The sequence below is a fragment of the Shewanella sp. BJSY2023SW005 genome, from assembly GCF_047314585.1.
Taxonomy (GTDB): Bacteria; Pseudomonadota; Gammaproteobacteria; order Enterobacterales; family Shewanellaceae; genus Shewanella; species Shewanella algae.
In genome coordinates this window covers 216,142-230,561 of record NZ_JBKORJ010000030.1, presented here as the reverse complement: position 1 = coordinate 230,561, position 14,420 = coordinate 216,142, and the positions used below count along the sequence as shown (strand labels likewise).

The following is a 14,420-nucleotide window of genomic DNA, read 5'->3' as shown; positions in this document are numbered from 1 at the left end:
AGAGCATCATTTGCCGGAGAGAGTTATGAGTAAAATGTTTCGACTGGGCCTTATCATTAATCCGCTGGCCGGGCTTGGGGGCAGTGTGGCCCTCAAGGGCAGCGACGGTGTGGCAAAAGAGGCGCTGAGCCTTGGCGCCACCCCCAAGGCCGGGCTGCGAATGGAGCAGGCCTTGGCAGTGATAACGCCTTTTGCCGAGCGCCTGCAAATCTATACCGCCTCGGGTAACATGGGCGCCGACCTGGCGCAAAAGCTGGGTTTTCGCACCGAGGTGTGTTACCAGGCGGCGACGGATACCAGTCGCAGTGATACCCAGGCTGCCGCCAAGGCCTTGATGGCGCAGGAGCTGGACTTGCTGCTGTTTGCCGGCGGCGATGGCACGGCAAGGGATATCTATGGGGTTGTCGGTGAGCACTTCCCCGTACTCGGTGTACCGGCCGGGGTCAAAATTCATTCGGGTGTTTACGGCATTACTCCCCATGCATCCGGGTTGGTATTGAAGCAACTGCTGGAAGGCGCCCTGGTGAGTCTGATGAGCGCCGATGTGATGGACATAGATGAAGAGGCCTTCCGCCAAGGCACGGTCAGGGCGCGGCGTTATGGTGAAATGACAGTGCCTGCGGAGCCGCGATATATCCAGGCGGTGAAGATGGGCGGCCGCGAGGTGGATGAACTGGTGCTGGCGGATATTGCCGCCGAGGTGGTCGGCGATATGGAAGATGAGCTCTATATCATGGGCTCCGGCAGTACAGTGGCGGCCGTGATGGAGGAGCTGGGGCTTGATAACACCCTGCTTGGGGTGGATCTGGTGCAGAACAAGGCCCTGCTGGCCTCGGATCTTAATGCGGCGCAGTTATTGAGTGCCACTGAAAATCAAAAGGTTAAGTTGGTCATTACCCTGATAGGTGGCCAAGGGCACATTCTTGGCCGTGGCAACCAGCAGTTGTCGCCCGAGCTTATCCGGCGCATTGGCAAGGAAAATATCATCATTCTTGCCACCAAAAGCAAACTAAAAGCACTTGAAGGCAGGCCGCTTATCGTGGATAGTGGCGACCAGAAATTGGATAGCGAACTTAGTGGCTATTATCGAATTGTGACAGGTTACCGGGATTACGTGATGTATCAGGTGGCCAACCCAGACTTAGCGGAGTAGAGCATGTTAGAGAAGTACGAACAGGCATTGGAGCAGTGGATTGGCGAGATAGTGGCCGGCGGTGACGATGATGCCCTGTTTGCCAGCGGTTACCTGCAGGGGCATTTTGCCGTGGTGCTGGCCGAGCTGGAAAACGAGTCAGAACAAGGGCCGGATGCCTTGAATGAGCGGATGCAGCAATGTCTGAAACTGGCAGCCAAAGAGCTTGAAGATGCCGATTATCGTCTGGTGGATAGCGCCTGGTCAGAACTGAAACAGCGGATCGCCGCCTGAGTCTGGTTTGAGCAAGAAAAAGCCCCGTTCGGGGCTTTTTTTGTGTCTGACTTTTTGTGTCTGAAATGATAGCGAATGCAGAGAGTTTACAGCGCCTTGCCTCTGATGAGCTTGCGCATCCACATCCGGTTGGGGTTGAGGCGCTGCAGCAGTGTACTTCCCACAGGCAAAGGCTGATGGCAAAGCTCTGATGCCAGAATTTCCGCCGCCAAGGGGCCGGTACTGAGGCCGCGGGAGCCCAAACCACCAAGAACATACAGACCCGGATGCACAGGCGCCTGCGTCTGTTGCCAGTAGCGGGCACTCTCGGGAGTGTGCTGATGTTGCTGATAGCCCTGCATTAGTGCCTCGACATCCGGCGCTTGTCCCAACATGGGGAAGTGATCCCGGGTGACCATACGCACGCCCACTCTGGCACCTTGCCCCATCACCAGCCCCTGGTGCCAGTCGGCATCCGGATAACTCATGGCAATTTTTTGCAGGTTTTCTCTCTGCTCGACTGCGCTGTAGGCCAACTGCTCGGGATCCTTAACATAACTGGCTCCCAGGCAATGAATACCCTCCCAGGCCGGGGTGAGATAGCCCTTGGCGCAGAGTACAGTCTTAAGCGCTTCCAAACCGCCTTGGGTTGCCACTTCACTGACCTGGCCGCGAAAGGGGGAGGCGGGCAGGGCCGAAGTTTGTGGCAGCGCTGTCAGCGAAGTGCCGCTTGCCAGCACCAGTTTTTTGAATGGTCCAAAGCGGCGACCATCGGCTGCACTCAGCCACCAGTGGCTACCTTCTCTTGAAATCTCGCTGATATGGGTTCGGGGTTGAAAGTCACAGTAAGTCGAGTCGACGGCGTATTGGATGGCGGCCTGACACAGGGCTCTGGGACAGACCCAGCCACCCAGAGGGTAAAAAAGACCATCTTCTTTTATATCCAATCCCGCAAGCTCTGTCGCCTCAGTGCTGTCGACCCGGCGCAGAATATCCGAGTGCCAGTTTTGGCCCTCGGCAATCTTATTCAGACGGGCGCGACTTCGCTCATCAAAACCTGTATGCAACACACCGCAAAAGTCATGGGCGATATCGAAACCGGCGGCAGCCAGCGCGGTTATCCGCCGCCGACTAAAGAGAAAACCTTGTTGGAACAGGGTGTTGAGCTCGGATGTTTCCGGAGTCAACAGCGGGTAGAGCGCGCCCTGACGGTTACCACTGGCGCTTTCACCCGCGTTTTCCTCGCTGCAAAATACCTGGCTGGCTTGTTTACGCCCGGCCAGCGACAACGCCAACTGACAGCCGGCCACACCGGCGCCGATAATGGCAACACTGTCATCGGCTGCAAGCGCCGGCTCCCGATAGAGTGGCCAGGGCGCCAGCCGGACACTGCTTTGGTGCCGCAAGGCAAGGCGTTCTGCCTTGGCGATAGGCTCGAGCTCAGTTTGGTGAGTCAAAAGCAGCGATGCCGGGCTGCTAAAATCCGCAGCATTGAGGCCGCTATTGACCATTAAGGGCGCAAATCTTTCTTTTCTTTCCGGTAAGCACAGCAGGGCGGCGCTGTCTTTGGCCAGGCGAGCCATCTGCCAGGCTGCTGCCTCAGAGGGCAAGGACTCGGCAAGCCACAGCCAGTTGTCTATCCAACCTTGATGGCTTAAACCTGGCAGCTCTTTGAGCAGCGCTGCGTCGAATTCAAGATAGAGATCCAGTCTCAGCCTGCCGCCATCGAGCACAAAGCGCTGGCAGCCAGGGAGCGCCATGGGTTTGCCTGCCTGCAGCTCGGCGAGCAAACTCATTACTGCAGTCGTTTGACTCTCGGCGGATGTCGTATTTTCAGCCTTCTGCCATAATTGCAGTTTGTTTTTCAGAAGCTCGAGCGACTCGGCCTGAGAGTTTTTATCGGCGGCGAACAGCAAAAGTTGTAACACAAGCTTGGGATAATCCTGCCTTAGTTGGCTCCAGAGCTGTATCAGCGGTAGCAGGGTTTCGCCGCCTACCGCCGCCAGACATATTTGCCGTCCAAGGGGCTTGTCATCGAGCCGGGTTTGTTGGTAGGGCGCAAGAGTTGTCGCCGGGGCTTGTGTTGTTTCTGCAGATGTGGGATTTTGGCTGCAAGTTTGCGTATTTTCACTGCCGGATGGCCGAAGTTGTTCCTGTTTCACGGGCAATCTTTTACTCTGGAGGCCTTGTTCGGCATTATTTTACCCAAGTTTACGGAAAGCTGACCACTTAAATGCTGTAAAACGGCTAACATGGCGTCAGCAAAAGTAGGTACTGAATTGTACGGAATGGATAGTAAAACATGAAAAGAGTCGTGATCACCGGAATTGGCGTTGTTTCAAGTATCGGTAATAACAAACAAGAAGTGACTGAATCTCTCAAGGCTGGCCGCAGTGGTATCACCCACTCGGATCAGTTTGAGGAGATGCAGCTGCGCAGTCATGTCTGGGGCGACATCAAACTCAATCCCGCAGAGCTTATTGATCGCAAGGCGTTGCGTTTTATGGGTGATGCCGCAGCCTACGCCTATTTGGCTATGCAGCAAGCTATTGAAGACAGCAGTCTGACCGAAGAGCAGTATTCAGATCCTCGTGTGGGTCTTATCGTGGGTACCGGCGGCGCTTCGTCTTCCAACCAGGTTCAGGCGGCAGACACCTTGCGTGCCAAAGGCGTCAAGCGTGTGGGTCCTTATATTGTGCCGCGGATTATGTCTTCTACTGCCAGTGCCTGTCTGGCGACGCCCTTCAAAATTAAAGGGATGAACTATTCCATCAGCTCGGCCTGTGCCACCAGTGCGCACTGTATCGGTCACGCGGTGGAACTTATCCAGATGGGTAAACAGGATATGGTCTTTGCCGGCGGCGCCGAAGAGATCGACTGGACCCTGACCATGGGCTTTGATGCTATGGGCGCCTTGTCGACCAAGTATAACGACACACCGGAAAAAGCCTCCCGCACCTATGATGCCGACCGTGATGGCTTTGTTATCTCAGGTGGCGGCGGCATAGTGATTGTCGAAGAGTTGGAGCACGCGCTGGCCCGTGGCGCCAAGATTTATGCCGAAGTCATCGGCTACGGCGCTTCATCAGACGGTTATGACATGGTTGCCCCAAGCGGTGAAGGTGCGGTGCGCTGCATGAAGATGGCGCTGGAGTCAGTAGATACACCTATCGATTATGTTAACACTCACGGTACTTCTACCCCTGTCGGTGATGTGCGTGAACTGGAAGCCTTGCGTGAAGTTTTCGACGGCCAGATGCCGGCGATTGCCTCAACCAAGTCGCTGACAGGGCATGCCCTGGGCGCAGCCGGTGTTCATGAGGCTATATACAGCCTGTTGATGCTTGAAGGTGGGTTTATCGCGCCTTCCATCAATATCGACAATCTGGACGCGGCCGCAGAAGGTATGCCAATTGTGCGTGAATACCGTGACGCCGAGCTCAACACTGTTATGAGCAATAGCTTCGGTTTCGGCGGCACCAACGCCACACTGGTGATGCGCAAGTACAAGTAAGCGCCTTGATTCAGTGAAACAAGAAGGAAGCCGAATGGCTTCCTTCTTTGCTTGTGAGCTGACGCAGAACTTGTTAGTAGCTTCCTTAAATGTGCGCCGGACTCAGACAAGTCTGCAGGCCGCTGATAGAATAGCGGCTTAATCCACAACAGAGCAGGAAAGTCGATGAAGTTGGTGGTTGATGAAAACATGCCCTATGTGCAGCCCTTGTTTGCCGAGCTGGGGGAGATAGTGGCCGTTGATGGTCGTCATCTGGATGCGGCCACAGTGGCCGATGCCGATGTCTTGCTGGTGCGCTCGGTCACCAAGGTCAATGAGGCGCTGCTGGCAGGCGCACATAAACTTAAGTTTGTCGGCAGTGCCACCATAGGGACAGATCATGTGGACAAGGCTTATCTGGCGTCCCGTAATATTCCCTTTTCCAATGCCCCAGGTTGTAATGCCACCGCAGTTGGCGAGTATGCTTTTATCGCCATGTTGGAGTTGGCCAACAGATTTGATACTCAGCTCAAGGGCAAAACCGTTGGCATAGTTGGCGCCGGCAATACCGGCTCGGCGCTGGCGCGCTGCCTTGAAGCCTACGGAATCAATACCTTGCTCTGCGACCCCTTTCTGGCCAAGGCTGGAGACAGCCGCCGTTTTGTCAGCCTGGATGAACTGATTGCCGGCGCCGATATTGTTAGTCTGCACGTACCTCTGACCCGGGAGGGCGACCATCCTACTTGGTATCTGTTTGACGAGCAGCGACTAGAGACATTGAAACCCGGCTGCTGGTTGCTTAACTGCTGCCGCGGTGAAGTGATAGACAATCGCGCGCTGATCCGGGTCAAGGGCAAGCGGCCTGACCTCAAGTTGGTACTGGATGTTTGGCAAGGGGAGCCCAACCCCATGATGGAACTGGTGCCTTTGGTGGAGTTTGGCACCCCGCATATTGCCGGTTACAGCCTGGAAGGCAAGGCCCGGGGCACTTTCATGTTATATCAGGCCTTGATGGCGATACTCAATCGCCCGGCGGACAAGTCGCTTGCCACTCTATTGCCCGAGCGCTGGAATTCCCGGCTCGATATCAGCAGTATGCCAGATGAAAAGGCATTGTTGTCTCTATGCCGATTTATTTATGATCTACGTGATGACGATGAAAAATTCCGGAAAATGCTGAAAAACCCCGCAGGTTTTGATGACATGAGAAAAAATCACCGCCATAGGCGAGAATTCAGTGCTTTGACTCTTTCAAACGCCGGGGGTTCTGGGGTAGATTGGTTGTCTCATTTAGGTTTTTCAGGAGTCGGTCTGTAAATGTCGCAGGAATTTAACGTTGTCGTATTGGGTGCCTCCGGGGCTGTGGGTCAAACCATGATAGAAATCCTTGAGGAGCGTAACTTCCCGGTGGCGAATCTGTTTCCACTGGCCAGCACTCGCAGCGCCGGTGAAACTGTGAGTTTTCACGGTAAACAGGTAGAGATCCTCGATGTGGAGAGCTTCGACTGGACTCAGGCGCAGATAGGCTTCTTCTCTGCCGGTGGCGATGTCTCGGCCAAGTGGGCGCCGATAGCGGCCGATGCCGGTTGTGTGGTGATAGATAACACCTCACACTACCGTTACGACCTGGATATTCCATTGGTTATTCCAGAGGTCAATCCACAGGCGATTGCCGACTTCCGTAACCGTAATATTATCGCCAATCCCAACTGCTCAACCATTCAGATGTTGGTGGCGCTCAAGCCTATCTATGATGCCTTTGGGATCAGCCGTATCAATGTGGCCACTTATCAGTCGGTTTCCGGTACAGGCAAAAAGGCGATTGAAGAGCTGGCGGGTCAATCTGCCAAGCTGCTGCAGGGCTTGCCTTCAGAGCCCAAGGTTTATGATAAGCAGATAGCTTTCAACGTGTTGCCGCATATAGATAAGTTTATGGAAAATGGCTACACCAAAGAAGAGATGAAGATGGTTTGGGAAACCCAGAAGATCCTCGGCGACAGCGAGGTTTTGGTGAACCCTACCGCGGTACGGGTACCTGTGTTTTATGGCCATTCGGAAGCGATTCATATCGAAACGCTGCAACCGGTTGATGCCGCGGAAGTCAAGGCGGTATTGCGGGATGCCGAAGGCGTGGTGCTGTTTGAAGATGATGATGATTATCCGACAGCTGTCACCGAAGGTGCCGGTAGTGACCCTGTGTATGTCGGCCGGGTGCGCAAGGATATTTCCCACGATCTGGGTATAGATCTTTGGGTGGTCTCTGACAATATCCGCAAGGGCGCGGCGCTCAACAGTGTACAGATAGGCGAGATCTTAATCCGCGATTATCTGTAAGGAAGGTGCGAATAAGTCCTCGCGGCACTCTGGCTTACACAGCAATTGGCGTTCAAGGCATCTGACTGAAGACATGCCGGGGCCTGTCGAAGTCGGATAACGCAGAGAGCCGGTTGCTGTGCAAGCCCCGAAGGGCGTGGCTTACAGTCCTGCCTGCTGTGTTGTGCTTCTTGCAAAGGACTAAGGCCATTTGCTGCGAACCACGCCTTGCATCCAGGCCTGTAAGCCGACGCAGAGCACGCATGGGACTTGTTTGCACCTTCCCTAACACTCTAAGAACTCTTTGTTTCTGTTGAAAAAGCCTGCAAGCAGCAGGCTTTTTTTGTTTTGCAAATGTGAACAGTAGCAGGGCGGACATTTCTGGTTTATAGTAATCTCAATAAATACAAATGCCTAAAGCCAGTCGTCAGTTGGCGAAACCAGCGCTTGAAAGGGAAGAATGGATGAACTTTCGCACTTCATATCTTGTTGGCCTGATGGCCGCTTTTTTTGCCCTGAACCAAGGTACTCTCATTGAACCCGCCCATGCAGAAGGCCTGAAAATTACCGGCCCTGATGGTCAGGTGCGCCAACAGGTACGCCAGTATGGTCCGACTACGCCATCAGACACCTTCTGGAGCATTGCCCAGAAAGTCAGACCGGATTCCAGTGTCAGCATCTATCAGGTCATGGCCGCTATATTTGAGGCCAACCCGCACGCCTTCACCTCCAATAATTATAACAGCCTGGAACGGGGCATGATACTGCTGATCCCTTCCAAAGAGGTGATGCAGGCTATTCCCCAGAGTATGGCCAGAGCCCGTGCCGAGCAGGACGACAAGAGCTGGTCTTCCGGTAAGCCGCTAAAAGCAGATGATGGCAAAATTGAAACTGCCAAAGCCCCCGAGCGTGAAAGCCAAGCCGCAAAAGAGCCAACGTCGGCCACCCAAACTCCAACGGCGGCGCAGCCATCCAAGGTAGCTACAAGTGCCAAGGAAAACAGCGCGCAGCCGAAAGTCAGTGAGCCATCGACTGAGCCAACTCAAGTGGCTGCAGACAAATCGCCAGCCACCACAACCGAAAAAGCAGCCACGGAAGCAACTCCGGAAACGGCCGACGACAACAGCATTGAAGCGCTGCAGAGCCGCAATCTGAGCCTGACCGATGAACTGGGACGCGCGCAGGACATGCTCACAGTGGCCAATACCGATAACCAAGGGCTGCAAGCGCAAATCGATGAACTGAATCAGCGTCTGTCTGTGTTGGAAGAATCGCTGCAGGCCAGCAAAAAGCAGGAGCAGCAACTCAAAGCCGAAAATGCTGAACTCAAGCAGCAACTTCAAGCTGCCAGCACTACGGCTAATGAGCCGGACGACCTCTGGCGCAGCCTGATGGACAACCCGTTGTTACTGGCCCTGGCCGCGGCCATACCCGCGGTACTGCTGTTGTTATTGCTATGGAGCATGCTGCGCCGCAGACGTAAACAGAGTGATGCCCAAGCACCACAGACCGAAGCGGCTCCAATGGCTGCCGCGGCTGTCGCCGGCGCGGCCACAGCCGAGATGGCCAATGCCGACGATGAATTGGCGGTGCATCTGGATGATGATCCGGACGATTCCATTGATTCACTGCTGGATGTCGACAGCTCAGCGCTGCAGCCTGAGCCGGAAGTTGAGAGTGACAACGAGCAGATGGACATGGCGCAGGAGATGTTCATCGACTCGGGAGAGGGGGATGACACCCAAGAGGCCGAAGATGAAGGCCAGTCCCTCGATGATCTCTGGGCCGAAGCCATGGGCGAGCAGGAGTCGGGTGAGCAGGAAGACGCCGCAGAGGAAGACTTGGACTCACTGCTGGCCGGATTGGACGATACCGATAAACAGGAAACCATTCCTGAAGAGTTGCAGGCCGAAAGTGTTCCAGCATCAGAGCCTGAGCTCAGTGAAACCTTACCCGAAGATGTGACGGCTGCTTTCGAGCAGAGCTTTGAAGCCGAGCTTGAACAGAATCTCAATATCGAACCCGAAGAGCAGAGTTCCGAGCCTGAATTGGATACAGAGCTGCAGAGTTTGGATCTGGAGAGCCAGGCCGATGACAGCGCAGTAGTCATTGATGAGGATGAAGATCTCAGTGCTGCCATCGCTGCCGAATTGGCCGAAGATGAACAGGCTGAAGAGACTCTGGATGAGACACAGGAAGCCGATCTCGATGCGCTGCTGGCCGGGTTTGACGTCAATGAAAACACAGAACCTCAAATTGAAGACGATAGTAAGATTGAAGCCGAGGAAGATCTCAGCGCTGCCATTGCTGCCGAGCTGGATGAGGATGACTCAGCTGATACCGAGCTGGGCGAAGAAGCTGACATTGATGCCTTGTTGGCTGGATTCGACTCGCCGGCAGCAGAGAGCACTGAAACGGAAGACTTAAGTGACGCTATCGCCGCAGAGCTTGAAGATGACAATGTTGCCATAGACTCCAGCGATACAGAGGCAGACATAGATGCCTTGCTGGCAGGCTTCGATGACTTGGGCGATGCTGTCGAGACTCAGGAAGCTGAAGCAGAGCCGGTTCAAGCTGAGGAAGAGAGTGAAGATCTGGACGCCTTGTTGGCTGGGCTTGCGGATGACGTAATTGCGATAGATAACGTTGATGAGGCGATAGCTGAGACTGACGAGGAAGATAGCTCAGAGGTTGAGTCGGATGATGCCACTGAGCGCAGCGATGCCGAATTGGATGCCATGCTGGCAGGCTTGTCGCAGGCTGAGGACTTGGATGAGCCTAAGAAGTCCGATGAAACCGATACTTTAGCCGATGAGAGCAGGGATACCGACAGCGAGCCACAAAGCGCTCAACGCAGCGACAAGGATTCCGGCTTCTTCGACGATCTCAAGGCCGGCAGCAAGAGCCATGATCCCCATATTCTTGAGTGGGAGCCCTCCGCACCCAAAGAGCCTTTGGTTGAGGAAGAGCCCTCAGCGCAAGAAAAGCAAGAGCCCTCAGTGCAAGAAGAGCCTTCAGCGCAAGAAAAGCAAGAGCCCTCAGTGCAAGAAGAGCCTTCAGCCATAGAAGAGCTCTTGGCTCAAGAAGAACTCTCTAATCAGGAACAGGCTGCTGATGTTGAAGACAGCGTAACAGATACCGAGCAGGCTCTGGATATTGACCTGGCCCAGGATACTGACGACAGTGACAAGAGCCTGAGCGACGATGACCTGTTGGCCGCTTTTTCTGAAAACGTTGCCAAGGAAGCGGAGGCGGATGAGGAATTCAGTCTCGAACTGGATGATGATGACTCGCTGGATCTCGAAGACCATAAACTGACAGTGGATGAAGCGCTTGCGGCCCTCGATGCCAAAGAAAAAGGCAAGGTGGCTTCCAGCATGGTACCTGAGCACGATCTCAGCGCCTTCCAGAAGGAAAACGGTTTTATCGATATTGAGCGCCTGCTCAGTGAAGCCGACGAAGGCAACAGTGATACCGACCCCTACAAGGAGCTGGATGTGGATATGGGTGAGCTCGACTCCCTCGTTGGCGCCGCCGCTATGGTCGATGTCGATGATGAGGAAAACTCTGTCAATGCCAAGCTGGACTTGGCGCGGGCCTATATCGAAATCGATGACAAAGACAGCGCCAAGGCATTGCTTAAAGAGGTGGAGCTGGACGGCAACGCCCGTCAGCAAGAGGAAGCTGCAGCCCTGATAAAAACCTTGGGCTAGAGCTCAATCAATACTCAAACGGCGCCTGGAGCGCCGTTTTTTATGCAGTCTGTTGCTTGTCCGGGCTTTTTCTTGGAGGCGAATGCCCGCTCTGTGGTAGAATTCGCCGCCTTGAGATCAGGGGAGAAACAGATGCGTATTGCGTTGGGTATCGAATATGACGGCAGCGGCTATTATGGTTGGCAGCGCCAGGCCGAAGTGGATTCAGTTCAGGGGCAGTTGGAGCGGGCCTTATCCATGGTCGCCAATGAGCCGATAGCACTGCAATGCGCCGGTCGCACCGATGCCGGGGTACACGCCACCGGGCAAGTGGTGCATTTTGATACTTCTGCCGTGCGTAAAGAAGGCGCCTGGACCCTGGGCGTCAATGCCAATCTGCCGGACAATATCGCGGTGCGCTGGGCCAAAGAGGTGGATGACAGTTTTCATGCCCGCTTTTCGGCAACCGCTCGCCGCTACCGCTATATCATCTACAACCACAATTTCCGTCCCGGCATTTTGCGTGGTGGCGTCAGCCATTATCACGGTGACCTAGACGAGCAGAAGATGCATCAGGCGGCTCAGTATCTGCTGGGCGAGCGCGACTTCACCAGTTTCAGGGCGATCCAATGTCAGTCGCGCACCCCGTTTCGCAATGTGCACAGGGTCAGTGTGACCCGCCAGGGCATGTATGTGATAGTGGATATCGAAGCCAATGCCTTTTTGCATCACATGGTGCGCAATATTGTCGGCTCGCTGCTGGAAGTGGGGCTTGGCAATCAGCCGCTGGATTGGCTGGGACAGTTGCTGGAGCTCAAAGACAGAACCCAGGCTGCCCCCACGGCCAAACCCAATGGCCTCTATCTGGTGCATGTCAGCTATCCTGAGCAATATCAACTGCCCAAGTTGGCCATGGGCCCACTGTTTATGCCGGACTGAAACCGTTAGCATGCTGTTGCCGCTACGCTTTTGCTTGCGGCAACATCAAGATTTAAGGGAAGAATCAAATGTCGCAATCATCCGCTCATCCGCATCAGCTACCGGGAGCCAACGCTCCTTTGTCTGTTTGGCTGGACTACCTGCTGGCCATTCATCCGACCGAAATCGATATGGGGCTCGAGCGGGTCACCCAAGTTGCCACCAGGCTCGGGGTGCTGTCACTGGGCAGCACCAAGGTGATCACAGTTGCCGGTACCAATGGCAAGGGCAGCACCTGCCGTATGCTGGAGCAGATCATGCGCGCGGCGGGTTATCGGATCGGGGTTTACAGCTCGCCCCATATCATCAATTACAATGAGCGGGTGCGAATAGACGACGTCGATGCACCGGATAGCGACTTTATCTCGGCCTTTGAAACCATAGAAGCGGCCAGGGGCGACACCTCGCTGACCTTCTTTGAATATGCCACGCTGGCCGGGTTACTGCTGTTCAAGCAGGCCAGGCTGGATCTGGTTATTCTGGAAGTGGGCCTGGGAGGCAGGCTTGACGCCACTAATATAGTAGATGCCGATGTCAGTGTGGTAACCGCCATAGATCTTGATCATCAGGCGTATCTTGGTGACACCCGGGAGTTGGTTGGCCGTGAGAAAGCCGGCATCTTCCGTCAGAACCGCCCGGCGATAGTGGGCGATGCCGAGATGCCTGCCAGCGTAGTTGATGTTGCCAATGAAAAGGGCGCCTTACTCAAGGCGGTGGGGCAGGCATTTTCCTACAAGCAAACCAGCACAGGCTGGGATTTTTGCGGTGAGCACTGGCAGTTTGAGGGCTTACCCAAGCCGCAATTACCTCTGCCCAGCGCCGCCACTAGCTTGGCGGCGCTGGAACAACTCTGGCCTGAACTTTCCGAAGCGGCGATTCGCTCAGGGCTCGCCAGTGCCAGGCTCAGCGGCAGAATGGAGCATATCAGTGAGGCGCCGCTGATTATTTTGGATGTGGCGCACAATCCCCACGCGGCCCGCTATCTGGCGCAAAGGCTGGATGAACTGCAGGCCAAGGGGCGAGTCTATGGCGTTTGCGGTATGCTCAAGGATAAGGATATCGAGGGCGTGATGCAGGCGCTGGCGCCTAGTATAGACAGCTGGTTGTTGGTGACCTTGCATAATGAGCGTGGTGCCGATGCCGGCCGTTTGCGAAAAGCCCTGCCGGATGGCTGTGACGCCCGGGAATTTGAACAGATGCCGGATTGCTGGCAATACCTCAAACCCAAACTCGGCGCCGAAGATGTGGTAATTGTCTTTGGCTCCTTTTACACTGTTTCGGGCTTTAAAGCGCTTATCTAATTGACTGGAAGGAAGATATTTTGTCGACTCAGTTTCATAACCGTCTTGTAGGTACCGTAGTATTGGTCGCCTTGGGGGTGATCTTTTTACCTGACATTCTCGATGGCAAGAAAGAGCGCCAGCAAGAGCAGTTCACTGAAATTCCGCTGCGGCCGGATACCGAATCGCAATTGGCGGAGCCGGGAGAGTTTGAAACCCTGGATGTAGCCGAGACTCTGGACTTGGCACAGGAGACAGACGAGCCTCAGGTTGAAGTCGAACCGGCGGCGCCCGAGGTGAAGGCTACCGAAAACAGTGTTTCCAACACCGCCCAATCCAAGCCACAGGAGGTCAAAAAGACTCCCGAACCCAAGGCCAAACCCAGTGATGCAGCCTGGACTTTACAGCTCGGCGCCTTCAGTAACGCGGCCAATGTCAAAGCCCTGGTAGCCAAATTGCGCAAGGCCGGATTCAGCGCCTATACCTTGCCGGACAAGCCTGTGGACGGAAAGTTGACCCGGGTGTTTGTCGGTCCGGATGTCTCCAGTGATCGCATCAAACAGCAACAGAAGAAGGTTGAAGAGTTGACCAAACTCAAGGGTAAAGTGGTTCGCTATAACCCACAGGAAAGATGACAGTTTGCCCCGAGTCGGCAAGCAATTATTTACGCCCCGGGGGTGAGAATGCTTGCCTTCTCTGGTAGAATCCCGCCGACTTAAATCTTCACCGGATACTTCTACCCATGGTTTGGATAGATTACGCCATCATCATAGTTATCGGATTATCGACCCTTATCAGTCTGATCCGTGGTTTTGCCAAAGAAGCCATGTCGCTGGTGGTTTGGTTCGCCGCCTTTTTCATCGCCAGCCAGTTTTATCAGGACCTTGCCGTTCATATCACTCAAATCAATGATGAGGTGCTGCGAAACGGGGTTGCCATTGCCATCTTGTTTATTGTCACCCTGATAGTGGGGGCCTTGGTGAACTATTTGATCGGCCAGTTGGTCTCCAAGACAGGGCTCTCGGGAACGGACAGAATTCTTGGCCTGTGTTTCGGTGCGCTGCGCGGCGCATTGATAGTCAGTGCCATACTCTTTTTTATGGATGCCTTTACCGGCGCACCCAAAACCGATTGGTGGCAGGGTTCGCAACTGGTGCCCGAATTCGGGGTGGTTATCCAGTGGTTTTTTGACTACCTGGAAAATACCTCAAGCTTTGTACCCAAAATATAAAAAATACAATTATCAGAACATCTTACAA

Annotated in this window: 11 protein-coding genes; 10 read left to right on the top strand and 1 reads right to left on the bottom strand. The window is 54.5% G+C overall.

Annotated features, from left to right (window positions below; genetic code table 11):
* Nucleotides 1-25: 25 nt before the first annotated feature.
* Complete coding sequence (locus ACMHXI_RS10460) at nucleotides 26-1,153, top strand: ATP-NAD kinase family protein (protein WP_208184674.1); 1,128 nt, start codon at nucleotides 26-28, stop codon at nucleotides 1,151-1,153.
* A 3-nt stretch (nucleotides 1,154-1,156) separates the two neighbouring features.
* Nucleotides 1,157-1,426 (top strand): YfcL family protein, encoded by a 270-nt coding sequence (locus tag ACMHXI_RS10455; protein ID WP_044734290.1) that lies wholly within the window; start codon nucleotides 1,157-1,159, stop codon nucleotides 1,424-1,426.
* 86 nt (nucleotides 1,427-1,512) lie between these two features.
* On the opposite strand, the gene mnmC is transcribed toward ACMHXI_RS10455, so the two are convergent.
* The gene (gene mnmC, locus ACMHXI_RS10450; protein WP_208184675.1) at nucleotides 1,513-3,567 is read right to left on the bottom strand and encodes an FAD-dependent 5-carboxymethylaminomethyl-2-thiouridine(34) oxidoreductase MnmC; all 2,055 of its coding nucleotides are present in this window, start codon (nucleotides 3,565-3,567) and stop codon (nucleotides 1,513-1,515) included.
* A 140-nt stretch (nucleotides 3,568-3,707) separates the two neighbouring features.
* Between mnmC and fabB the strand changes: the two genes are divergently transcribed.
* The 8 genes from fabB (at nucleotide 3,708) to ACMHXI_RS10410 (ending at nucleotide 14,392) form a co-directional block, all read left to right on the top strand.
* The gene (fabB, locus tag ACMHXI_RS10445) at nucleotides 3,708-4,919 is read left to right on the top strand and encodes a beta-ketoacyl-ACP synthase I (protein WP_028781220.1); all 1,212 of its coding nucleotides are present in this window, start codon (nucleotides 3,708-3,710) and stop codon (nucleotides 4,917-4,919) included.
* 165 nt (nucleotides 4,920-5,084) lie between these two features.
* On the top strand, nucleotides 5,085-6,215 hold the full coding sequence (locus tag ACMHXI_RS10440) for a 4-phosphoerythronate dehydrogenase (protein ID WP_413734861.1): 1,131 nt from the start codon (nucleotides 5,085-5,087) through the stop codon (nucleotides 6,213-6,215).
* A complete protein-coding gene (locus ACMHXI_RS10435) occupies nucleotides 6,216-7,232 on the top strand; it encodes an aspartate-semialdehyde dehydrogenase (RefSeq protein WP_115390511.1) in 1,017 nt (338 codons plus the stop codon).
* 443 nt (nucleotides 7,233-7,675) lie between these two features.
* Nucleotides 7,676-10,924 carry a FimV/HubP family polar landmark protein gene (locus ACMHXI_RS10430; protein ID WP_413734859.1) on the top strand — a complete coding sequence of 1,083 codons (3,249 nt, stop codon included), beginning with the start codon at nucleotides 7,676-7,678 and terminating at the stop codon, nucleotides 10,922-10,924.
* Between the two features lie 132 nt (nucleotides 10,925-11,056).
* Complete coding sequence (truA, locus tag ACMHXI_RS10425; RefSeq protein ID WP_107004972.1) at nucleotides 11,057-11,842, top strand: tRNA pseudouridine(38-40) synthase TruA; 786 nt, start codon at nucleotides 11,057-11,059, stop codon at nucleotides 11,840-11,842.
* Nucleotides 11,843-11,910: 68 nt separating this feature from the next.
* Nucleotides 11,911-13,182, top strand: a complete 1,272-nt coding sequence (gene folC / locus ACMHXI_RS10420) for a bifunctional tetrahydrofolate synthase/dihydrofolate synthase (RefSeq protein ID WP_413734856.1) — start codon at nucleotides 11,911-11,913, stop codon at nucleotides 13,180-13,182.
* A 20-nt stretch (nucleotides 13,183-13,202) separates the two neighbouring features.
* Nucleotides 13,203-13,796, top strand: a complete 594-nt coding sequence (locus ACMHXI_RS10415; RefSeq protein ID WP_025889044.1) for an SPOR domain-containing protein — start codon at nucleotides 13,203-13,205, stop codon at nucleotides 13,794-13,796.
* A 107-nt stretch (nucleotides 13,797-13,903) separates the two neighbouring features.
* On the top strand, nucleotides 13,904-14,392 hold the full coding sequence (locus ACMHXI_RS10410) for a CvpA family protein (RefSeq protein ID WP_025889046.1): 489 nt from the start codon (nucleotides 13,904-13,906) through the stop codon (nucleotides 14,390-14,392).
* Nucleotides 14,393-14,420 lie beyond the last annotated feature (28 nt).